This window comes from Oceanihabitans sediminis (genome assembly GCF_003337215.1).
Lineage (GTDB): Bacteria > Bacteroidota > Bacteroidia > Flavobacteriales > Flavobacteriaceae > Oceanihabitans > Oceanihabitans sediminis.
Genome location: NZ_QPIG01000002.1, coordinates 213,946 through 237,520, shown reverse-complemented (window position 1 = coordinate 237,520; position 23,575 = coordinate 213,946). Strand labels below are relative to the sequence as shown.

22 protein-coding genes are annotated in these 23,575 nt (G+C 33.1%); 13 read left to right on the top strand and 9 right to left on the bottom strand.

Annotated elements, in window-relative coordinates; translation table 11 throughout:
* Positions 1–11: 11 nt before the first annotated feature.
* From gldG to DU428_RS06845, 3 genes are read right to left on the bottom strand one after another with little or no spacing between them, the layout of a single operon-like run.
* Positions 12–2,399, bottom strand: coding sequence for a gliding motility-associated ABC transporter substrate-binding protein GldG (gene gldG, locus DU428_RS06855; RefSeq protein WP_113966070.1), 2,388 nt, complete (start codon positions 2,397–2,399; stop codon positions 12–14).
* A gap of 41 nt (positions 2,400–2,440) precedes the next feature.
* Entirely contained in the window at positions 2,441–2,737 is a 297-nt protein-coding gene (locus tag DU428_RS06850) for a putative quinol monooxygenase (protein WP_072349306.1), read from the bottom strand.
* 32 nt (positions 2,738–2,769) lie between these two features.
* Positions 2,770–3,603: an SAM hydrolase/SAM-dependent halogenase family protein gene (locus tag DU428_RS06845; protein ID WP_072349304.1), complete on the bottom strand. Its 834-nt coding sequence runs from the start codon at positions 3,601–3,603 to the stop codon at positions 2,770–2,772.
* A gap of 124 nt (positions 3,604–3,727) precedes the next feature.
* Here DU428_RS06845 and DU428_RS06840 point away from each other — a divergent pair, with 124 nt between their 5' ends.
* The 7 genes from DU428_RS06840 to DU428_RS06810 all read left to right on the top strand — a co-directional run bounded on the left by DU428_RS06840 (position 3,728) and on the right by DU428_RS06810 (position 11,531).
* Positions 3,728–4,681, top strand: coding sequence for a PhoH family protein (locus tag DU428_RS06840; protein ID WP_072349302.1), 954 nt, complete (start codon positions 3,728–3,730; stop codon positions 4,679–4,681).
* Between the two features lie 53 nt (positions 4,682–4,734).
* Complete coding sequence (locus DU428_RS06835; RefSeq protein WP_072349300.1) at positions 4,735–5,688, top strand: phosphoribosylaminoimidazolesuccinocarboxamide synthase; 954 nt, start codon at positions 4,735–4,737, stop codon at positions 5,686–5,688.
* Between the two features lie 107 nt (positions 5,689–5,795).
* Positions 5,796–7,184 (top strand): alanine/glycine:cation symporter family protein, encoded by a 1,389-nt coding sequence (locus DU428_RS06830; RefSeq protein WP_113966071.1) that lies wholly within the window; start codon positions 5,796–5,798, stop codon positions 7,182–7,184.
* A gap of 109 nt (positions 7,185–7,293) precedes the next feature.
* Positions 7,294–9,201: an acetate--CoA ligase gene (gene acs, locus DU428_RS06825; RefSeq protein WP_072349296.1), complete on the top strand. Its 1,908-nt coding sequence runs from the start codon at positions 7,294–7,296 to the stop codon at positions 9,199–9,201.
* A gap of 97 nt (positions 9,202–9,298) precedes the next feature.
* On the top strand, positions 9,299–9,871 hold the full coding sequence (locus tag DU428_RS06820) for a Crp/Fnr family transcriptional regulator (protein WP_072349294.1): 573 nt from the start codon (positions 9,299–9,301) through the stop codon (positions 9,869–9,871).
* 57 nt (positions 9,872–9,928) lie between these two features.
* A complete protein-coding gene (locus DU428_RS06815; RefSeq protein WP_113966072.1) occupies positions 9,929–10,663 on the top strand; it encodes an acyl-CoA desaturase in 735 nt (244 codons plus the stop codon).
* 106 nt (positions 10,664–10,769) lie between these two features.
* A complete protein-coding gene (locus DU428_RS06810) occupies positions 10,770–11,531 on the top strand; it encodes an NYN domain-containing protein (protein ID WP_072349290.1) in 762 nt (253 codons plus the stop codon).
* Positions 11,532–11,622: 91 nt separating this feature from the next.
* Here the strand turns inward: DU428_RS06810 and DU428_RS06805 are convergent, their stop codons facing one another.
* Complete coding sequence (locus DU428_RS06805) at positions 11,623–12,834, bottom strand: multidrug effflux MFS transporter (RefSeq protein WP_113966073.1); 1,212 nt, start codon at positions 12,832–12,834, stop codon at positions 11,623–11,625.
* Between the two features lie 110 nt (positions 12,835–12,944).
* Here DU428_RS06805 and DU428_RS06800 point away from each other — a divergent pair, with 110 nt between their 5' ends.
* The 6 genes from DU428_RS06800 (at position 12,945) to DU428_RS06775 (ending at position 17,878) form a co-directional block, all read left to right on the top strand.
* On the top strand, positions 12,945–14,045 hold the full coding sequence (locus DU428_RS06800) for a sensor histidine kinase (protein WP_072349286.1): 1,101 nt from the start codon (positions 12,945–12,947) through the stop codon (positions 14,043–14,045).
* 2 nt (positions 14,046–14,047) lie between these two features.
* Positions 14,048–15,388 (top strand): sigma-54-dependent transcriptional regulator, encoded by a 1,341-nt coding sequence (locus DU428_RS06795; RefSeq protein WP_113966074.1) that lies wholly within the window; start codon positions 14,048–14,050, stop codon positions 15,386–15,388.
* Between the two features lie 175 nt (positions 15,389–15,563).
* Positions 15,564–15,752: a hypothetical protein gene (locus tag DU428_RS06790; protein ID WP_113966075.1), complete on the top strand. Its 189-nt coding sequence runs from the start codon at positions 15,564–15,566 to the stop codon at positions 15,750–15,752.
* A 10-nt stretch (positions 15,753–15,762) separates the two neighbouring features.
* The gene (locus DU428_RS06785; RefSeq protein ID WP_113966076.1) at positions 15,763–17,064 is read left to right on the top strand and encodes a Glu/Leu/Phe/Val family dehydrogenase; all 1,302 of its coding nucleotides are present in this window, start codon (positions 15,763–15,765) and stop codon (positions 17,062–17,064) included.
* Positions 17,065–17,085: 21 nt separating this feature from the next.
* The gene (locus tag DU428_RS06780; protein ID WP_072349280.1) at positions 17,086–17,487 is read left to right on the top strand and encodes a GreA/GreB family elongation factor; all 402 of its coding nucleotides are present in this window, start codon (positions 17,086–17,088) and stop codon (positions 17,485–17,487) included.
* Between the two features lie 13 nt (positions 17,488–17,500).
* On the top strand, positions 17,501–17,878 hold the full coding sequence (locus DU428_RS06775) for a hypothetical protein (protein ID WP_072349278.1): 378 nt from the start codon (positions 17,501–17,503) through the stop codon (positions 17,876–17,878).
* Positions 17,879–17,954: 76 nt separating this feature from the next.
* Here the strand turns inward: DU428_RS06775 and DU428_RS06770 are convergent, their stop codons facing one another.
* The 5 genes from DU428_RS06770 to DU428_RS06750 are packed head-to-tail and all read right to left on the bottom strand — an operon-like array spanning position 17,955 to position 23,541.
* The gene (locus DU428_RS06770; RefSeq protein WP_113966077.1) at positions 17,955–19,496 is read right to left on the bottom strand and encodes an acyl-CoA carboxylase subunit beta; all 1,542 of its coding nucleotides are present in this window, start codon (positions 19,494–19,496) and stop codon (positions 17,955–17,957) included.
* A 59-nt stretch (positions 19,497–19,555) separates the two neighbouring features.
* Positions 19,556–20,998, bottom strand: a complete 1,443-nt coding sequence (accC, locus tag DU428_RS06765) for an acetyl-CoA carboxylase biotin carboxylase subunit (protein ID WP_113966185.1) — start codon at positions 20,996–20,998, stop codon at positions 19,556–19,558.
* A gap of 57 nt (positions 20,999–21,055) precedes the next feature.
* Positions 21,056–21,541, bottom strand: a complete 486-nt coding sequence (locus DU428_RS06760; protein ID WP_113966078.1) for an acetyl-CoA carboxylase biotin carboxyl carrier protein subunit — start codon at positions 21,539–21,541, stop codon at positions 21,056–21,058.
* A 46-nt stretch (positions 21,542–21,587) separates the two neighbouring features.
* A complete protein-coding gene (locus DU428_RS06755; protein ID WP_113966079.1) occupies positions 21,588–22,271 on the bottom strand; it encodes a PrsW family intramembrane metalloprotease in 684 nt (227 codons plus the stop codon).
* Positions 22,272–22,284: 13 nt separating this feature from the next.
* Positions 22,285–23,541, bottom strand: coding sequence for a flippase (locus tag DU428_RS06750; RefSeq protein ID WP_113966080.1), 1,257 nt, complete (start codon positions 23,539–23,541; stop codon positions 22,285–22,287).
* Positions 23,542–23,575: the final 34 nt, after the last annotated feature.

Sequence of the window (23,575 nt, the reverse complement as noted above, 5' to 3'; positions counted from 1 at the left end):
TGTTTCTTTGCTTATCTTGCATACTTTTTCTTTCGGATGAAATTAAATAAAAACCCGAAAAGCCCTAATAAAACTAGTGGTAAGAGAATGTTTACAATTTGCCACTTGGTTTTTTCTTCTGCAACTTTTTTATGATCTAAAAATGCAACTGCAATTTCTTTTGTTCGAATGTTTATAAGTCCATCATCGTCTAAAAGGTAGTTTACAGCATTTAAAAGGAATTCTTTGTTGCCATAGGTCTGTCCGGTCCATTTATCAAATCCGAGCTCTTGTGGGCCATTTCTACCAACATCATTTTTAATAATATCTCCATCTGCAATTATAATCATCTTGGTAGGCTCGCTCAGTTCCTTGTCGTTTTCAAGAGAAAAAGGTTTGATTCGCTTTTCGTAAACCGATTTAAACTTTCCTTCTAATAAAACGGCAAGTGTTTGCTTACCTTTGTTGTATGCTTGTGGATTTGGCTCTTGTTGCGTCATCTCTAAGCTTACTTCTCTCGGAGTTCCGTCTAATTTTGTAAGCACAGAACTTTGTAGTAGAATCGTTTTATCTACCTTGTTTTTTAGGGTGTCAATTTGATTCGAAAAATCAAACTTAACTAGGTTAAGATTGTTTGTAATTGCGTGTTTGTTTTCAGAGTTTACCAAAGGAGAATAATACCAAGGTAAATGTTGAAATTGTGCCTGACTACCATCACCAGAAGCCAAAGTGATAGGAGCAGAGTAGAGGTCGTTAACCAAAACCGGATTGATACGTGCACCGTACTGGAAAAAGAAGTCCGTAAGGTTTAAATCTCTCGGGATTGCAACGCTTTTACCGGAAGGGTTGTATAAACTATCTTTTTCAATAGCAACATTATCTAGCAACCAAAGACTTTTTCCGCCATTCATGGTATACTGATCTAAAACATATTTTTCGTTTTCAGAAAATGCTTCTGTTGGTTTTGCTGAAATGATTAAATCAAATTCATTTAAAGCTTTACTAGTTTTTTGTGCATTGCTAGCAACACTATCTAAGGTGAATGGGGCAATAAAATAATAATCGCCAATAGTTTTTACAAAGTCGAAAATATATCTGTCTTCTAGTTGATTGTTTCCACGAAGAATAGCAACTTTTCTGCGTTTAGGATTTATAAGTTTACTGAAGCCATCAGCAAAAGCATATTCTAAATGTTGTACAGAATTGGTGACTAATTCTTGTTGTGTAGCGCCAATTTTATTTTTAACCAAAGGAATTTTTACCGTTACATCATTATGGCTAGCTAATGCCCAAGGAAATATAACCTCTTGACTAGATTTACCACTTTCTTGAACCGTTAATTGCATAGGAATTAAACCTCTGTCGTTTAATTGCTGCATATTACGATCGCGAGTAGCTTCGTCTTCAATAGGGTTTATAAAATTGAATTGTATGTTTCTATTTTGTGCTTGAAACTCTTCTAAAAGTTGTTTGGTTTCCGATTGTAGTCGTCTAAATTCCGTAGGAAATCCTTCTCCTTCTAAAAAGACATCAATAATAATAGGAGAATCTACTTTGTCTATAATTTGAAGAGCAGCTTCATTAATGGTATAACGCTTGTCTTCGGTTAAGTCAAAACGCTCATAAATATGTTTAGCTCCGAATATATTTAAGACTAAAAGACCTAAAGGAAGTAATAAGAAGTTTAGATAATCTCTTTTTTGAAGTATTTTAACCTGAATGTTTTGTGTTGTAATATATAGAAAGAACACCGTAAGACTTAAGAAGTAAAATATATCTCTTGTATCTATTACACCACGACTCATACTATTGTAATGAGCGCTCATTCCTAGTTGCTCTATAAAGCTAGTAGACATTAATTCTGCTACTCCTTGAAAGCCTATATAGAAAATAAAACATAGCAATACTGCTGTTATAAATGCAACAATTTGATTATCTGTTATACTTGAAGCAAACAAACCAATTGCCGTATAAGCAGCAACTAAAAACAATAACCCAAAGTAAGAACCTAGGGTGCTACCAACATCTAAGTTTCCTAGAGGATTACCAAGCTGGTGAACTGTATAAACATAAAGTAGGGTAGGTAAAAGGGCTAATAAGATTAGGATAAATGCCCCAAAATATTTACCAAGTACAATTTTTAAATGACTTATTGGTTTAGTAACTAAAAGCTCGAGTGTTCCTTGTTTTTTCTCATCACTAAAGCTGCGCATTGTTACGGCAGGAATAAGAAAAATAAGAATCCAAGGTGCTAATAAAAAGAAGGATGACAAGTCAGCAAAACCATTATCTAGAATATTAAATTCGCCTTTAAATAGCCATAGGAACAACCCGTTTAAAACTAAAAAAACAGCAATAACCAAATAACCTATTGGTGAAGCGAAGAATGAATTTATTTCCTTTTTTAAAATGGCTAGCATTTATATTTTGTTTTAAATGTTTTTATTTTTCTGAAACAGCTCTACTGTAAACTCTCTAATTTATCAACACTCCATGCTTCTGGTTTCCCATTGAATAAAGGTTTTGTGTTGGCCCATACTTTTTTAAATAATTCCGAATGTCTATAATTTTCTAAATCCGATTCTTTTTCCCAATAGCTATACGTAAAAAATATATTGTCTTGGTTTTTATCTTGGTATAATTCTAAAAAACGACAGCCTTCAAAGTTTCGTATATGTTCTTTGTTTTCGTGAAAGTTCTCTAAAAATGTTTCAATTTTAGAAGGTTCAAAACTCAATTTTACAATTCGTACAAACATGATGTTTTAATAAAGGGTTTTTAGATTATTGGCTAATTTTCAAAATTCACGGTTACCGTATCCATAAGTTGTAAGCCTAATAGAGTGGATGCACTACCTACCGTACCAGTATTACTTTTATAAATAGCAATTTCTAGGTAATTGGCAGAATTAAACACTACTAATGCACGACCTTCGTCTTGTCTTTCTTCTTTAGGTTTACTAAAATCTACAATATCACTATATTTTTTGTAAATGGTCTTAAACTTGGAGTTTCTTGCAAATATTTCAAACTTTCTTCCTCTCTGCGTTTTTTCAAAGAAAGACTTTTTAATATTTGTAATAATGTTTCCGTAGTTATCTATATAAATAATACTTCCAATAATTTGCGTCTGTTCTTCATTTATAAACGGATGCAGATTGGATATTGGCTTAATTCCATCAATAGTTTTACCAATTACCTCTAAAGTTCCTCCACGCGCTAGGTGGGCTGCAACTTTTACAAACACATCTAGTACTGTGAAACTGGTAACTATTTTATCGTGTATATTTATTTCTACAATTTTTTCAGGAGAAATCTCTGCACAAATCATACTAAGGATTCCGTTGTTAGCACAAACAAAATAATGCCCGTCTAATTTCATGGCAATATGTTTGTTTTCTGGATTCAATTCCGAATCAATTCCAATAAGGTGAATAGTGCCTTTTGGAAAATTGCTATAGGCATTTTGAATAATATATGCCGCCTCTGGAATATTAAAAGGAGAAACAGAATGAGAGATATCAACAATCCTAACTTCAGGTAGTTCTGTATAAAAAGCGCCCTTTATAGCGCCAACAAAGTGATCCTTTTCGCCAAAGTCTGTCGTTAAAGTGATTATAGCCATAAATTATTGTTGATAGTTTTTTACCAAATTACATCTTAAAATTGTGTAATTTTGTTTAGACTTTTTATTGGAAAACAAATCTAATAAAAATGAAACAGATTACTATAATTAAATCGAACCGCTTTTGAATGAATTAACACTTGAATTGGAAGATGTTTCTCCTAAAGAATTTTTTGGAGCACAAAACGCCAATATAGAACTTATTAGTAAGTATTTTCCGAAACTAAAAATCGTTGCAAGAGGCAATAAAATAAAGGCCTACGGAGATGACGAAATACTAGAAGAATTTGATAAAAGGCTTAACATGCTTATGGAGCAGTTTGGCAAGTATAATAAGTTAGATGAAAATATAATTGAACGTGTTTTAACTAGCGTAAGTAAAGAAGATTACCTAACAAGTAAGGAAAGCTCTCAAGTAATTGTTCACGGTGTAAACGGTAAACTAATAAAAGCGCAAACAGCAAACCAACGTAAAATGGTGGAGCTTATGCGTAAAAACGATATGGTTTTTGCTATAGGTCCGGCAGGAACAGGAAAAACCTATACCGGAGTAGCATTGGCCGTTAGAGCATTAAAGAATAAAGAAGTTAAGCGAATTATTTTAACCCGTCCTGCTGTAGAAGCAGGGGAGAACTTAGGTTTCCTACCAGGAGATTTAAAAGAAAAGTTAGATCCTTATATGCAGCCGTTGTATGATGCTTTGCGTGATATGATACCTGCAGAAAAGCTTAGTCAGTATATTGAAAACGGAACCATTCAAATTGCACCATTAGCTTTTATGCGTGGAAGAACTTTAGATAATGCTTTTGTTATTTTAGACGAAGGACAGAATACTACTCATGCACAAATGAAAATGTTTTTAACAAGAATGGGTAAAAATGCGAAGTTCCTTTTAACTGGTGATCCTGGACAAATAGATTTACCAAGAAGAACTATTTCTGGACTAAAAGAAGCTTTACTTATATTAAAAAATGTAGAAGGAATTGGCGTCATATTTTTAGATGATAAGGATGTGATTCGTCATAAATTAGTTAAAAAGGTTATTGAAGCTTATAAAAGCATTGAAAACAACGATTAACACAGAAGTAATAATCAGACTCGTATAACATAAATTATAAAATCACTAAATCCGTGACCAAAAACAACACCATTACAGACACCAATTTTAACTTTCCAAAACAAAAAAATGTATATAAAGGAAAGGTTAGAGAAGTTTATAATATAAACGACGAGCAATTAGTAATGATTGCAACCGATAGACTTTCAGCATTTGATGTGGTTATGCCAAAAGGAATTCCTTTTAAAGGACAAATCCTTAATCAGATTGCTACAAGTATGATGAAAGCAACCGAAGATTTAGTGCCAAACTGGTTAACTGCTACTCCAGATCCTAATGTGGCAGTAGGGTACTTATGTGAGCCATTTAAAGTAGAAATGGTAATTCGTGGTTATATGTCTGGTCATGCAGCTAGAGAATATAAAGCAGGAAAACGTTTGCTTTGTGGTATTGCTATGCCAGAAGGAATGAAAGAAAATGATAAGTTTTCAGAGCCAATAATCACTCCAGCTACCAAAGCAGAAATGGGAGATCATGATGAAGATATCTCAAGAGAAGATATTCTTAAAAAAGGAATTGTTTCTGAAGAAGATTATATCGTATTAGAAGATTATACCAGAAAGCTTTTTCAAAGAGGTTCAGAAATTGCAGCTTCAAGAGGATTAATTCTTGTAGATACTAAATATGAATTCGGAAAAACAAAAGACGGAAAAATCGTTTTAATAGATGAAATTCATACACCAGATTCTTCTCGTTATTTTTATGCAGAGGGTTACCAAGAACGTCAAGATAAAGGAGAAGCTCAAAAACAACTTTCAAAAGAGTTTGTAAGACAGTGGTTAATTTCTAATAACTTCCAAGGTTTAGAAGGACAAACCGTTCCTGAAATGAGTGATGCTTATATAGAATCTGTTTCCGAAAGATATATCGAGCTTTATGAGAAAATCATGGGTGAGAAGTTTGTGAAAGCAGATGTCAGCAATATTCAAGATAGAATTGAAAAAAATGTTTTAGGCTACTTAAGCTAAAACCAACAAAAAGACCTTACTCCAACAAGTAAGGTCTTTTTTTTTTATAATATCTACGGCAGACTATTTAGATAATAAGTATATTTAAAATCTAAATACAGAATTGCATGTACGATAAAATAAATGCTTTAGTTGAAGATTTTGCTTCCTTAGTTTGGGGCTTACCATTACTAATTTTACTTATTGGCGGAGGTTTCTTTCTCCTAGTATATTCCAGATTTTTACCTTTTAGATATTTAGGACATGCATTACAAGTGCTTCGTGGGAAGTACGACAATAAAGAAGACGAGGGAGAAATTTCCCATTTTCAAGCCTTAACAACTGCTTTGTCTTCTACCATAGGAATGGGAAATATCGCAGGAGTTGCGGTTGCAATTTCTATTGGCGGACCAGGAGCAGTTTTTTGGATGTGGGTGAGTGCCATTATAGGTATGTCTACAAAATTCTTTACCTCTAGTTTAGCAATTATGTATAGAGGAAAAGATAGCGCAGGAAACACGCAGGGCGGACCTATGTATTTTATTATGGAAGGTCTTGGTAAGAAATGGAAACCACTAGCTATTTTCTTTAGTCTTTGTGGATTAATAGGTGCTTTGCCTGTTTTTAATGTAAATCAATTAACACAAGCTATTAATGATATTGTTTTAAAACCTAACGGCGTATTAGTAAACTTTACTTCCAATCTTATTATAGGTATTATTTTAGTAAGTATAACTTCCATTGTTATTTTAGGTGGTTTAAACCGAATAAGTAAAGTTGCTTCTAAGTTAGTACCAAGCATGGTATTACTGTATTTCGGTTTGGTCCTTTTTATATTATTTGTTAACGCGGAAGTGGTACCAACGTATTTCAAATTGATTTTTACTGATGCTTTTGCTGCAGAAAACTATACAGGAGATTCCTTTTTAGGGGGAGTATTAGGAGGGTTAATTATTCTTGGAATTCGTCGTGGGGCTTTTTCAAACGAAGCAGGTATTGGTACCGCTCCATTAGCACACGGAGCAGCAAAAACCAATGAGCCTATTCGTGAAGGTTTAGTTGCTATGTTAGGACCTGCAATAGATACTTTGGTAGTTTGTACACTAACAGCACTAGCGATTTTAGTAACAGGAGTTTGGCAAACCACCGAAGCAAATGGGGTGAGTTTAACCGCTAATGCCTTTGGTGCAGCAATGCCGGAGTTTGGTAGATACTTATTACTACTATGTATTGTTGTGTTTAGTGTTTCTTCTTTATTTTCTTATGCTTATTACGGAGGTAAGTGTTTGTCCTTTTTAGTGGGAGATAAAAACAAACACTATTATAACTATTTCTATATTCTAAGTATCATTTTAGGAGCAACAACTTCTTTAGCCTTAATGATTAATTTAATTGATGGCGTTTTCGCTTTAATGGCAATTCCTACAATGACTGCAACTTTAATATTAGCTCCAAAAGTACTAGTAGAAGCAAAAGCCTATTTTAGAAGATTAAAAGATTCTAAAATTAGAAAGTAAGTAGCACTTAATTACTTTTTTCCTTTAATAGATATTTTTTAAATTTATATAAAATTATTTTTCAGATTAAATACTGAATACTAAAAACCAACCCTGAAAACCAAAAAAAATGAGTAATTACCATATAAAACACTTAGAAGAATATTATCAAGTTTATAGAAAATCGGTTAGAGAGCCTGAAGCTTTTTGGGAAGAAATAGCAGAAGAACATTTTCTATGGAGAAAAAAATGGGATAAAGTTTTAGAATGGGATTTTTCTAAACCAGAAATTAAATGGTTTGAAGGAGCAAAGTTAAATATCACCGAAAACTGTATAGATAGACATCTAGCAACAAGAGGGGATAAAACAGCTATTCTTTTTGAACCCAATAATCCGGAAGAAGGAGCGGAACATATTACTTATAAACAACTATATCATCGAGTTAACCAATTTGCAAATGTTTTAAAAGACCACGGAATTAAAAAAGGAGATCGTGTATGTATTTATGTACCTATGATTCCGGAATTAGCTATTTCCATTTTAGCATGTGCTAGAATAGGGGCTATTCACTCTGTAGTTTTTGCAGGGTTTTCTTCTAAAGCATTAGCTACAAGAATAAATGATAGTGATTGTAAAATGCTTATCACTGCAGATGGTTCTTATCGTGGAGCAAAGACTATCGATTTAAAAGGAATTGTAGACGAAGCCTTAGAGTCTTGCCCGGGAATAAATACAGTTTTAGTAGCAAAGCGAATTAACTCCGATATAACAATGAAAGAAGGCCGAGATAAATGGCTTCAGCCTTTATTAGATGCCGCTTCAAATGAATGTGCTGCAGAAGTGATGGATGCAGAAGACCCTTTATTTATTCTATATACTTCCGGTTCTACCGGAAAGCCAAAAGGGATGGTGCATACCATTGCTGGATATATGGTTTATACGGCTTATACCTTCAAAAATGCTTTTCAATATAGAGAAAACGATGTCTATTGGTGTACCGCAGATATCGGCTGGATTACAGGGCATAGTTATATTGTCTATGGTCCTTTGGCAAATGGAGCTACTACAGTATTATATGAAGGTGTTCCTAGTTATCCAGACTTTGGTCGTTTTTGGGATATAGTAGATAAGCATAAGGTTAATCAATTTTATACAGCACCAACAGCTATTCGTGCATTAGCGAAACAAGGAGTAGAGTTAGTAGAAAAATACGATCTATCTTCTCTTAAGGTTTTAGGAAGTGTAGGAGAGCCAATAAATGAAGAAGCTTGGCATTGGTATAATGATAATGTAGGAAAGAATAAGAGTCCGATTATAGATTCTTGGTGGCAGACAGAAACAGGAGGAATCATGATCACACCAATTCCGTATGTAACACCAACCAAACCAACCTATGCAACCTTACCTTTTATAGGAATTCAACCTTGTATTATGAATGAAAAAGGTGAAGAGTTAAAAGGAAGACAAGTTGAAGGACGTATGTGTATAAAATTCCCATGGCCAAGTATAGCAAGAACTATTTGGGGAAATCATCAGCGATATAAAGATACCTATTTTTCTACTTATGAAAACATGTATTTTACCGGAGATGGAGCCTTAAGAGATGAGGTAGGTTATTATAGAATAACAGGAAGAGTTGATGATGTTATCATTGTATCTGGACATAATTTAGGAACTGCTCCAATTGAAGATGCAGTAAACGAACATCCGGCAGTTGCAGAAAGTGCAATTGTTGGTTTTCCACATCCTATTAAAGGAAGTGCCTTATATGGATATATTACTTTAAAAGATGCAGGTGAAAGCAGAATGCACGATAACCTTAGAAATGAAATCAATCAGTTAATAGCCGATAGAATTGGTCCAATAGCAAAGTTAGATAAGATTCAATTTACTAATGGCTTGCCAAAAACTAGAAGCGGAAAAATTATGCGTAGAATTTTACGTAAAATAGCCGAAAAAGATACAAGTAATTTAGGAGATACAAGTACACTTCTTAATCCGGAAGTAGTTCAAGATATCATGGATAAATCCTTATAATGCATAGCATGAAATACTTAAAAAAAGCACTCATTTATTTGGGTGTTTTTTTTCTTAAAATAGATTTAAACACGTTATTTGTGTCGAATATTTAGCTATGATAAACATTAGAGAATATATAGAAGAAACCATCCCGCTTAGTGAAGAAGACTGGGAGTTGTTTTCTTCTAAATTAATTAGAAGAAAGTTTCAGAAAAGAGAAAATCTAGTAGCATTAGGTGAAGTAGAGAATTATATTTCTTTTATTGAATATGGTGTTGCACGTTTCCTAATTCCTAAGGAAGAAAAGGATAAAGAAATCATCTTCGGATTTTGTTTCGAAAAAGAATTTATTAGTGCTTACGATTCGTTTTTAACTAGAAAACCATCTTTATATCAAATTGAAGCACTTACCGATTTATCTATGTGGAGTATTTCTTATGAAGACTTGCAGGAAGTATACGCCAAGAGTTTTATTGGAAATGTAATTGGCCGTTTGTCTTCCGAAAGGTTATTCCTAATAAAATCAAAAAGAGAACAATCTCTTTTAAACGAAACAGCAGAAGAACGTTACCTAAAACTATTCACAGAAAGACCACATCTTATCAAAGAAATTCCTCTAAAATATATTGCCTCTTATATAGGTGTAACACCACAGGCTTTAAGTAGAATTAGAAAGCGAATTTCTTAACTTAGGTTCATTTTAATTGGAGTAGGGTATTCTTACCTTTACATTTAATTAAAAGTTATGAGTATTATTATTTTTACCATTATTTTATGGTATTCGGGTTTATTCTTTCAAACCTTCTTTTTGCATCGTTACGCAGCACACCAATCCTTTACCATGTCTAAGTTTTCAGAGCGTGTTTGTTTTGTTTTAACTTGGATTACACAAGGTTCAAATTATTTAAGCGCTTATGGATACGGAGTGATGCACAGAATGCATCATGCTTATGCAGATACAGAAAAAGATCCACATTCTCCAAAGTATGACGCTAACCTATTTTCGATGATGTGGCGTACCAAAAACATTTATCAGGATATCAATCAAAAACGTATCGAAGTAGCAGATAAATTCACGAAAAATGTTCCGCAATGGGAGTCTTTCGACAAGTTTGCTAGTTCTAGAGTATCAAGACTTGCTTGGGCAGCATTATATACACTGTTTTTTGTGTTTTTTGCAACTGCTTGGTGGCATTGGCTATTTTTGCCGGTAGCCTTTTTTATGGCTCCAATTCACGGAGTTATTATAAACTGGTTCGGACATATTTACGGATATAGAAATTTTGAAGTTAAAGATACTTCTAAAAACCTTTTACCAATTGATATTTTAATGATGGGTGAGGGGTATCATAATAACCATCACTCACATAGTGGAAGAGCAAATTTCGGAGTGCGTTGGTTTGAAATTGATTTTACTTATCTAATCATGGTGGTTTTAGATAAAGTAAACTTTATAAAATTAAAAAAGACAATTGCATAGAAAATACACCAAAAAGCAACAGATTATATAAAAACCATTCTATTTAGAGTGGTTTTTCCATTTAAAGCAATTATATTTAAGCGATAAAAAAATACGATTAAAATTTATGGATATAAAATTAGCAGTACTTATTGATGGAGATAATATTCCGTCGGCTTATGTGAAAGAAATGATGGAGGAAATTGCTAAATATGGTAACCCAACTATTAAAAGAATTTACGGAGATTGGACCAAGCCACATTTGTCAAAATGGAAAAATATGCTTCTTGAAAATGCCATTACTCCTATACAGCAATATGGTTATACTACAGGAAAAAATGCTACTGACTCTGCTATGATTATAGATGCAATGGATATTCTGTATTCCGAGAAGGTAGATGGTTTCTGTTTGGTTTCTAGTGATAGCGATTTTACTCGTTTAGCTACCCGTTTACGTGAAGCTGGTATGAAAGTGTATGGTATTGGTGAAAAGAAAACTCCAAACCCATTTATTGTTGCTTGCGATAAGTTTATTTATATAGAAATATTAAAACAACAAGATTCCGAAAACGAATCAGAATCGGTGGATACCTCTAAGAAAGGCAAAGACAATGTAGATAAGATTACGCCGAAAGAAATTCGTTTTATAGCTACTACCATTGAAGATGTAGCAGATGATGACGGATGGGCATTTTTAGGAGATGTTGGTGGATTGCTTCAAAAGAAACAACCTAATTTCGATTCTAGAAACTATGGTTACCAAAAATTAACACCATTAATTAAATCTATTCCGAACTTTGAAATAGAAAGACGCGAAGGTTCAAAAGGAAGAACAAAGCTTATTTATGTTAGAATTAAAGAAGTAAAACCTAAAGGAAAGAAAAGGTAATTCACTATCTAAAAATTACAATTTATGCTGAGGTATTTGTTGAGGTTTTTTCCTCTCTAAAATATCTCAGTATTTATTTTTTTATAGAAGTTTAAGCAAGTTGCTCTGAGGTAACTTGTACGCTACGTTTCAAATAAATAAAGATAGAAAGGGATAGCAGACCAAATATGGTAAATCCAATAAATAACGGAAGTGCTGTTTCTTTGACAAAGCTTCCAATAAAATTAGCAATAGGAACGGCCATGATTGTAGAAACAAAGCCTGTGATTGCTGCTCCAATACCCGCCACATGTCCAATAGGCTCCATGGCAATAGCTCTAATATTTCCGAAGATAAAGCCTATAGTAAAAAACTGAATAGCCATAAAAAACAATAAAACCGGCAAAACAGGGTTAGCACTATTCCAAAATAAAAGCACATAAAGAAAGGCATTTAAACTGAATATAATGATTGCTAAAAAGGATAATCGCCACATACCTAATCGCATCACAAAACTTCCGTTTAAGAAAGTAGAAAGTCCAACACCAGCTGCAAGTCCAGCAAAAATAAAAGGAAATTCTTCAACCAAATTGTACTGTTTTTCAAATATGATTTGTGAAGCACTTAAATACACAATAAAAGCCCCAGATATAAATCCGGAAATAATTGTAAAACCAATGGTTTCTTTATGTTTCAATAATTCTTTTAAGCCATCTGTAAAAACATGTCTACTAAACTTTATTTTGTGTTCAGGCTTTTGTGTTTCTGGCTGTCTTCGCCAAAACCATATGGTTACAATAAGAGATATAAGTAGTTGCACATAAAAAATACCTTTCCAATTATAGTGGTTCAAAATAAATTTCCCCATAAGCGGAGCAATAACAGGTACCAGAATAAAGAAGGTGGTAACAAAAGACATGATTTTCGCCATATAATCTCCTTTATACATATCTCTAATAATAGCAATAGCAATTGTTCTAGGTGCAGCCAATCCTATGCCTTGTAGTACTCTACCAAAAACCATCCACTCCAAACTAGGTGATAGTACGCAAATGATACTAGCAACGGTAAAAATGCTAATTCCTATATATACAATTGGTTTTCTTCCAAAGCTATCCGATAAGGGGCCAAAAAGTAACTGACCAAATCCTAAGCCTAAGAAAATCATAGTAACTAGCAATTGGTTATTGGTGCTATCATGACTATTAATCGCTATACCAATAGAAGTTATTGCGGGTAAAATTGCATCAATGGCCAATGCTACAATAGACATTAGGGAAGCCATTAAGGCAATAAATTCAAATTTTACTGACTGATTTTGCATTTTGCAAATGTACTTTAAATGTTAAAAGTAAATAATAAGAAAACTATAATACATTGTTAATATTTATATAGCTAATTTAAATGTGTATTTTTGTTAGGTAAACTTATAAAATGAAAGCATTAATTTCTGCTGAAGAAAAACTAAAAGAACGTATTAAAGAACTAAAGTGCCTTTATGCTGTAAGTTCATTTATCGCAAATAGTAATCTAGAAAACCTAAGTCCTACCATACAAGTTATAGCAAATAGCTTGCAAAAGGCGGTAAGGTACCCAGAAGATGCTTCGGTAGAAATATTATTAAATAAAGAGATTTTTAGAGAAGGAGAAGAACCTGTAAACAAGGTGTTTCTTTTATCGGCTATTAAGGCTTTCAATATTCCTATAGGCTCTATAAAAGTTGGATATTCTGAAGATAAATATACTTCTAATGATTTTTTAAATGAAGAGAAACGACTTATTCAAAAAGTTGCTTCAGAAATAGGGAATTTGTTTGAACGCAAGCAAATTATCGAAAAGGAATTAATGGCAAAACGGCAAATGGAGCGTGTAGATAGACTATCTATTTTAGGTGAGATTACTGCAGGAATTGCCCATGAACTTAATACGCCTTTAGCAAATATTCTAGGTTATTCTGAATTACTGAAAGATCAATTTGCAGATAATAAAGATGCTACTAGTGACTTAGAGAAAATAACCAATAGCGCAATTTACTCACGAGAAGTGGTTAAGAAATTAATGTTTTTTTCTTGTGAAATGCCGCATCAAATGAAACAAACCAATATTGTTCCAATCATTAAGGATGCGATTAGTCTTTTAAAACCAAATTTCATTTCAAAACATATAGATTGTAAGGTTCAAATTTTAGAAGAAGATATTCCGTATCGTGTAGATAGTATTCAGTTAACCCAAGTAATTTTCAATTTAATAATCAATGCCATTCATTTTTCACCTGAAAATGGTACTATCACGGTGAATGTAAGACAGAATATTAAAAATATTATTATTGAAATTAGTGATGAAGGAGAAGGTATTGATGTTTCAAAAAGCGAAAATATATTCAACCCATTTTTTACAACCAAACAAGTAGGAGAGGGCTCTGGCTTAGGTTTGAGTGTTGTTCACGGAATTGTTAAAAGCCATAAAGGAACCATTGAACACAGTCCGAATACTCCAAAAGGAACTACCTTTACTATAAAATTTCCTAAAAAATAAGCATGGAACTTAATCGTGAAAATATATTAATTGTAGATGATGATGTTCATATTCTAGAACTAATTCAACGCCATTTACAAGCACTAAACTATCATACTTATAAGGCTGTTTCTGTAAAGGAAGCTATTGCTATTCTACAAGATAAGACTATAGATTTGCTTATTACAGATTTAAAAATGCCTGGTGTAGATGGTTTAGAATTGGTTAAATATGTTTCCGACCATTTCCCAAAAATTCCAAAGTTAGTCGTTACGGGGTATCCTTCAATTGACGGAGCTTTAGGCGCAATGAAATCTGGGGCTATAGAATATGTAACAAAGCCTTTTACTAAAGAAGAATTAAAAAATGCTGTTTCAAATGCATTAGTAAATAAGCCAAAGAAAAGTCCGGTGCTTGCCACCAAAAAAGTAGAAGAAGCTACTTATGGTGAAATTATTGGCCAGTCTAAAGCAATTAAAAAGGTAATAGACGTTATTAATCGTGTTAAAGATAATAAAGCAACGGTTTTTGTAACAGGAGAAAGCGGTACAGGAAAAGAACTTGTAGCGCGTTCTATTCACTATATGGGGAAATACAGAACAGCTCCTTTTATTGCGGTGAATTGTGGGGCTATTCCAGAAAATTTATTAGAATCGGAGTTGTTTGGTTATGCGAAAGGGGCTTTTACCGGAGCCGATGAAAAACGAGACGGATTCTTTCAAGCGGCTAATAAAGGAACTATTTTTCTAGACGAAATAGGTAATGCTTCTCTGGCTACGCAATTACGTTTACTTCGTGTTTTACAAGAAAAAGAAGTGGTTCGGGTAGGTTCTCAAAAAGTAGAACCTATTGATGTGCGTGTTATTGCAGCTACCAATCTAAATTTAAAAGATTTGATTGCATCCGGTAGATTTAGAGAAGATCTTTATTATCGTTTAACGGTAGTAGAATTTGAAGTACCACCACTGAGGCATCGTAAGGAAGATATTCTGCTATTGACTAAAAAATTCTTACTTAAATATGGAGTAGAATTTAAAGACAATCTTATCAGTATTACCCAAGAAGCTGTAGATGCATTAGAACGTTATGAGTGGCCAGGTAACATTAGAGAGCTAGAAAACACCATTCAACGTGCTGTAATCATGTGCGACAAGCAGGTTACTATAGGTGATTTGCCAGAACAATTAAAATACAATATTGATTTTCCTGAAAATGAGCAGTCCGAATTATTACCTTTAAAAATTATAGAGAAAAATCATATTTTAAAGGTTTTAGAAGCAACAAACAATAACAAAACAAAGGCTGCAAAAATTCTACAAATAGACAGAAAAACGCTTACCGAAAAAATTAAAAAATACACATAAAAACTACTGTGGTAATTTTACTCACCTGTGGTGTATTGCCACGGTTTTATAAATTTTGAATCTTTAATTGATTGTTATAACTAGTTGAATAACATAATGTTGTTTTGGGTTTAGTTTTTTTACTATTAGATGGCATAACTGTTGCTATATATTCAGGATATTTAAAATAATAAATATGAATAGTGCTTTAGAAAGCAGCATTTGCAATAGTTGTACGTTTATTACCGATTGTAGTTTAACTGAAAACAAAAACTTTATATGGTCGTGTAGTGAATATCAAAAAGTATCTAATAGTAATATAGATTATGATATAAACACAGAAAAAGGTATCTTAGGGTACCAAACTGCAAAAGAAATTCTCTAAACAAAAGAAAATGACATTAACAAAAGATTTAAAAAAGAAAGAGCAACCAAAGCAAAAACAAGGCATGCTATCAAATGTTATGGAACAATTTGAAGTAGCAGCAAATATGGTTGGCTTAAATCCGAACATTAAAAAAATACTAGCAGTCACTAATAATGAATTAATTATTCATTTTCCAGTTCGTATGGATAATGGAGACGTAGAGATCTTTAAAGGTTACAGGGTACAACATAACAACGCTTTAGGACCTTATAAAGGAGGTTTGCGTTATCACCCTACTATTGATATAGATTCTGTTAAAGCTTTGGCAATGTGGATGACCTGGAAAACTTCCTTAGCTGGTTTGCCTTACGGTGGAGCTAAAGGAGGAATCCAAATTGATCCTTCTAAATATTCTAATACAGAATTAGAAAGAATTACAAGACGTTTTGCTTATGCTTTAGGTGAAAATATTGGGCCAGAACATGATATTCCTGCTCCAGATGTGAATACCAACGCACAAACTATGGCGTGGATTGCAGATACTTATATGTCTACAAAAGCACCATCAGAGCGTTCTAAAAACCAACATGTTGTAACTGGTAAGCCAGTTGGGTCTGGAGGTTTAGAAGGTAGAGATAGAGCAACAGGGTTTGGAGTATTTTTAACCATAAAATATTGGGCAGAAAACAAAAACATTCCTCTAAAAGATAAAAAGTTTATTGTTCAAGGTTTTGGAAATGTAGGTTATTGGGCTGCGCACTTCTTAGAAAAAGAAGGAGCTAAAATGGTAGCAGTACAAGATGCTTTTGGTGCTATACAAAACACCGAAGGACTTTCAGTTGAAGATTTATTTAAATACACCTTAAACAATAATGGAAGTATTTTAGACTTCCCTGGATCTTCTTCTGTTAAAAAAGAAGATTTCTTCACTTTAGATTGCGACATTTGTATTCCAGCTGCTTTAGGTAGTCAAATAACAAAAAACAATGCACATAAAATCAAAGCTTCATTAATTGCTGAAGGTGCTAACGGACCAACAACAGTTGAGGCTGAAAAAATATTACTAGAAAAGGGAGTTACAATTATTCCAGATATTTTATGTAATTCAGGTGGAGTAATTGGTAGTTATTTTGAATGGCTACAAAACAGAAACGGAGAAATTTGGGAGTTAGAAGAAGTATTAGCTAAAATTGATAAAAAGATAAAAGACGCTTTTAAAAGAGTTTTAGCAAAATCTGAAGACAAGAAAATTGATTTTCGATCTGCAGCTTATTTTATAGCAATTGAGCGAATAGAAAAAGCATACATACAAAGAGGGATATTCCCATGATAATTATAAAATTTATTTCAAATGAGATATGGTAGTATAGTATTAGAGAAAAAGGAGTATGTTATTTTAAAACAACTGCTTGCTTTATCCGATAGTGAAAAAGCTTCCTCTAGAAAACAATCTATTACAAGATTGAAAAATGAATTAGAAAGTGCTATTATATTAGATGAAGCAGAGTTACCAACAGACGTTATTAGGTTCAATACCGAAGTGATTGTAGGAACTAGTGACGGATGGGAAAATTCTTTTACCTTAGTGTCTCCAACAGAAAATGATTTTGCAAATAAAAAAGTTTCCGTACTTTCGCCAATGGGCTTAGCTATAATTGGTTATGCAAAAGGAGATGTAATTGATTGGGATTTCCCTGGTGGAACAAAAGCTTTAGAAATAAAAGAAGTAAAACAAACACAACAAGTAAACTAAAAATATTTTAATTATGGATTCAAATAATTTTTTTGATCATGATACAGATGAAGAAATAATTCAAAAAAGAAGTGCTGAAGAGTTAGCTTTATGGATTTCTGATATAGAATTTAGTATTGATGAAAGTGATAAATTAGCTCAAATAGCATCTAAAGTTGTTAAAAATGAAACTTTTGGAGAAAAGTTTGCAGAAATGACAGCTAAAAACAAAAACGTTCTAAATGATTTTATTAAATATAAAGGAACGATGGTAAACTATAAGGAATGTGAAGATTTTGAATGTGATTTATTCTATATCAATAAGCATGAAGATTATAGAAAAATATATGCTGAAACAGTGAAGAATTTTAGAGCACTTAAAACAGAATTTTATACAGAAGTACTTAAATAATCTGTTTTAACCAACTACAATAAAAAAGCCAAAACATATCGTTTTGGCTTTTTTAATAGTATTTAATTTTAAAAAATTAAAGAGGAATATTACCATGCTTACGCTTTGGTCTTTCCACTTCTTTATTTTCAAGCATAGCAAAAGCTTTTATTAGCTTACGTCTGGTATCTTTTGGTAAGATAACTTCATCAATAAACCCTCTTTCAGCAGCACTATACGGATTAGCAAATAAATTGGCATATTCTGCTTCCTTTTCTTTCCATTTAGCTTCTTTATCTTCTGCAGCATTAATTTCTTTCTTAAAGATAATTTCCGCAGCACCTTTAGCTCCCATAACTGCAATTTCTGCACTTGGCCAAGCAAAGTTCATATCCGAACCAATATGCTTTGAGTTCATTACATCATAAGCTCCACCATAAGCTTTACGTGTAATTACCGTAATTCTTGGCACCGTAGCTTCACTAAATGCGTAAAGTAATTTCGCACCATGAACGATAATTCCGTTCCATTCTTGGTCTGTTCCTGGTAAGAAACCTGGAACATCTTCAAGAGTAAGTAGTGGAATATTAAAAGCATCACAAAAACGAACAAATCTAGCCGCTTTTTTAGAGCTGTTTACATCTAAAACTCCAGCTAAAAACATTGGTTGGTTGGCTACAATACCGACACTTCTTCCGCCTAAACGAGCGAAACCAACAATAATATTTTCAGCATAATCCTTATGAATTTCGTAAAAAGAATCCGCATCAATAATTCCTGCAATTACCGAATGCATATCATAAGGTTTATTGGCATTATCAGGAACAATGTTTGAAAGACTATCTCTTACTTCATCTTCTAGTTCGTAAGGAAGTAATTCTGGAGTCTCTGTATTATTTTGTGGTAAGTAACTTAGAAGTCTTTTAATATCTTCTAAACATTCAACATCGTTAGAAGAGGTGATATGTGCTACTCCAGATTTTGTAGAGTGCGTACTAGCCCCACCAAGTTCTTCGCTAGTTACTTCCTCATTTGTAACCGTTTTAACTACGTTAGGACCAGTTACAAACATATAACTAGTATCTTCTACCATCATGGTAAAATCGGTCATTGCAGGAGAGTAAACTGCTCCTCCAGCACAAGGTCCCATAATTGCAGATATCTGTGGAATAACCCCTGAGGATTGTACGTTTTTATAGAAAATATCGGCATAACCACCTAGAGAACGAACTCCTTCTTGAATTCTTGCTCCACCAGAATCATTTAGGCCTACGATTGGCGCTCCAACTTTAAGCGCTAAATCCATAACCTTACAGATTTTTTCTGCATGTGTTTCTGATAAAGAACCACCAAAAACGGTGAAGTCTTGCGCAAAAACATAAGTTAATCTTCCGTTTACTGTACCATATCCTGTAACGACTCCATCACCATAAAACTTCTGACTTTCCATGCCAAATTCTTTTGTTCTATGTGTAACTAAAGCGCCAATTTCTTCAAACGAACCTTCATCAAGTAAATACATAACACGCTCTCTTGCGGTTAGTTTTTTCTTTTCGTGTTGTTTGTCTATTCGTGCTTGACCACCACCTAAATAGGCTTTAGCAAGTTTTTCGTTAAGATTTTTTATTTTGGATTCCATATATTTTTTCTTGTATGGCTATTGTTAAATTGAAATTGCTACTTATTAAGTAATTCTAATTAATTGGTAGGAACTCTTAATAATTTCTGATCTTCTAAGTATTGCTTTACGGCAATTAGAGCTGCTATTTTAGCTTCTTCCTCTTGTTTGCTTTTTAATGCTTCTGGGGAATAGTATTTTTTAACAAAATGGGTGTCGAAATTCCCTGAACGAAAAGCTTCGTGTTCACAGACAAAATCTCCAAAAGGAAGTGTGGTTTGAATTCCTTCAACTTGATACTCTCTTATTGCTTGTTGCATCAATTGAATAGCTTCGGCTCTTGTTTTCCCGTAGGTGATTAATTTTGCAAGCATTGGATCATAATAAATTGGAATATCCATGCCTTCTTCAAAACCATTATCTACTCTAATGTTTTCACCAACTGGCAGTTTATAAACCTCTAGGTTTCCAACGCTAGGTAAGAAGTCGTTTAAAGGGTCTTCAGCATAAACACGTAGTTCTACTGCATGTCCTTCAATTTTAAGATCCTCTTGTTTTAATGAAAGTTCTTCCCCTCTTGCTACACGAATTTGCAATTCAACTAAATCGGTGTTGGTTATTAATTCGGTAACAGGGTGCTCTACTTGTAAACGCGTATTCATTTCAAGGAAGTAGAAATTTTTATCATCGTCTAATAGAAACTCAACTGTTCCTGCGCCAAGGTAATCACAAGATTTTGCTACTTTGATTGCAGCTTCTCCCATTTTGTTACGCAGTTCTGGCGTTAATACTGCCGAAGGAGCTTCTTCAACTACTTTTTGATGACGACGCTGTATGCTACATTCACGTTCAAATAAATGAATCACATTTCCATGCGCGTCTGCCATTACTTGAATTTCTATATGTCTAGGAGAGGCAACGTATTTTTCGATAAAAACCGATCCGTCACCAAAAGCATTTACAGCCTCACTTATTGCACGGTCCATTTGTGAGGTGAAATCGGCTTCTTTTTCTACTACACGCATTCCTTTTCCACCACCACCGGCAGAAGCTTTTATAAGAATAGGGAAACCAATTTCTTTGGCTATTTTTTGTGCTGCAGCTATATCTGTAATAGCTTCGTCTGTTCCAGGAACCATAGGAATATCGTAGGCTTTAACAGCTTCTTTTGCTGCAAGCTTAGACCCCATGATTTTAATGGCTTTAGATTTTGGTCCAATAAAAGTAATGTTGTTTTTTTCGCAAGCTTCTGCGAAATCTGCATTTTCTGAAAGGAATCCGTAACCTGGATGAATAGCATCTACGTTTAAGCTTTTTGCTACTTCAATAATTTTGTCTCCTAATAAATAGGATTGGTTGGAAGGTGCTTCACCAATTAAAACAGCTTCGTCTGCATATTTTACATGAGGAGCATTTCGGTCTGCAGTAGAGAAAACAGCAACGGTTTTAATACCCATTTTCTTTGCAGTTTTCATTACTCGAATTGCAATTTCTCCTCGGTTTGCTACTAATATTTTTTTCATAATCATTCCCGCTAGGCAGGTGTTTATTTATCATTTCATTCCGTGAAAACGGAAATCTTATTCAAATTCAATTAATAATTCGCCTTTATCTACCGTGTCGTTTTTAGAAACAGAAATAGATTTTATAATCCCATCTCTAGGAGAGCTTAAAACGTTTTCCATTTTCATTGCTTCTAAAATTAAAAGCGCATCGTCTTCTTTTACTTCTTGCCCAACTTTTACATTAATCTCTAGGATTAAGCCAGGCATAGGAGCTTTAATTTCGTTTACCTTTTTAGCAGTTCCAATCTCAAATCCCATTTCTTTAATAAGGGAATCTAATTCATTAAAAATAGCAACATTATAGGTGTTGTTGTTTACTTTTACTTGATATGTTTTGTTGTTGAAATTAGCTTCTGTTATTTCAGCTTTATAGGAAATATTGTCTTGAAGTATATGAAACTTAGATGCTGCGATTTTGATAGCATCTAGCTTTGAAACTTCTTCGGAAGAGATCTCTAATGCTTCTGCATTATTGACACTTACTTTATAGTTATTCGTCATTATTTATGTATTAAAGCGTAAATATAATTATTATAAGTTTTAAAATCTAAGAGACTTTGAATCTAGAGTTGTTGGAATGTTTTTTTATAGCCTTATTAGAAAGGTATAAGCCAATAAATAGGGAAATAAATGCACCAACCCAAATACCAGGAATAAACTCTAAGAATAGGAAAAAGTCGTAAGCCCCATGAAATACAATCGCTAGGAAAAGGCCTAGTAAATTAAGAGCTACTCTGTTGTTTGAAAACTTGGCTTTCCCCATGAAATATCCCATTAGTACACCAAAACTTGCATGAGCGGGAATGGCAGTAAAAGCTCTTAAAAGTGCTACTTCATAACCGCCTTCAAGCACATACATGATGTTTTCGGTTGCAGCAAAACCCATAGAAACCATTACGGCATATACAATTCCGTCAAAACGCTCATTAAACTCTTTTTTGGTTTGCGCATAGTATCTTACGATTATGTATTTGCTGAATTCTTCAATAAAACCAACTATTAAAAAAGCTTTTATAAATATTTGAAGAACGCTAGTGTTTCCAGCAATGGGAATAGGGAAGGTGTAATCTGTTATAATATATAGGATAGTTGTTACAATAACGCTAATTATGGCGCCAAGTAAAAAACTAAATAGTAATAGGCGTTTAGGTTCTTTGTCGTATTTGTCCTTGTAGTAAATGTATAAAATGATTAAAAATACAGGAGCTATGGCTAGTGAGAGTAACTTCATAATTCAAAAATAATTAAAAAAAGGATAATAGTTCTTTTCTACTTTTATTATCTAAAAATATATAAACAATATTGGTGATAAAATGGCTTGCTAATACGGCAATTGCAGCTCCGGTAACCTGTAAAACAGGAATTAATAAATAGCATAGAAGAATATTAGAAACACAACCTGATACGAATCTGTATACGTTTTTTTGAATATCGTTAGAATTGATAAGGTGTTTTTCGTAAATCATTCCTAGAAAGATAATTAGTGGAGCCCAGCAGAAAATCAATAAAGGTGTCTTTGCATCAGAATAGCTTTCGGTAAAAAAAGCATCTAGAATGCTATTTCCGAAAAAAGTATAAAACAAGCCAATGAAAAGTCCAACTCCACACATAATTATAGTGAGTTTTTTCATTTTATGAAAGTAGGATTTTTCGTCATCTATATAAGATTCTGCCAAAGAAGGATATAATGCATTAATAATAGAAAATCCTATATTCCAACTTAGACCTATAACAAGAAACTGTACCGTGGCGAATATGCCATTTGCGTGGTCGCCTATATAATATTTTAAAAAAAGCTCATCAATAGTGATGTAAAACATAATTATTCCATTAGATAACAATAACGGAAAAGACATTTTGAGTAAAGATTTTCCAAGAGGCCAGGAGAACTTCCATTCTTTAAAAGTGAATTTCTTTTTATATTTTAAAATGAAAATATAAATCAATCCTTGCAGCAGAAAATCTAAAATTATCAACTTCGCAAAATAGTAAACATCTAGTTGTTTTATGACGCCGTAATACTGTAGAGAAACAATAATACTTAGACTGGTGATTTTACTAATAAAAATGATTTTCGTCCATTTTTTCGCAAGTAAATAATATTCAAAAACATCTGTTAATTTAAACAAATAGCTGAAAGCAATTATAAGGTATAGGCTTGTTAATGGGCTTTCTTTAACGATATTAAAATAGATAACAACCCCAGTGAAAATGACTAGCCAACTTATTAAGCGAAGATAAAAAGCAGTTGCTAATATTTTTTGACTTTGTTTGGGTTTAAATACAATTTCTCTGATGCAAATAGCAGATAATCCAAGAAAGAATAGGGGAGTAAGCATTCCTAGTACCGACTCTACGAATTTCAGTTTCCCTATATCTACAGTGCCAAGTGAGCTAAAAATTTTAGGAATTATAAATGCACCAACAATCAGCTGAATGATTTTTTCAAGTGTAAACCAATTTGTTGCAATAAAATCTTTTTTACTGAAAACCGATGCCATGAATATTGTTTAATTTTCAAATATATAAAAACAG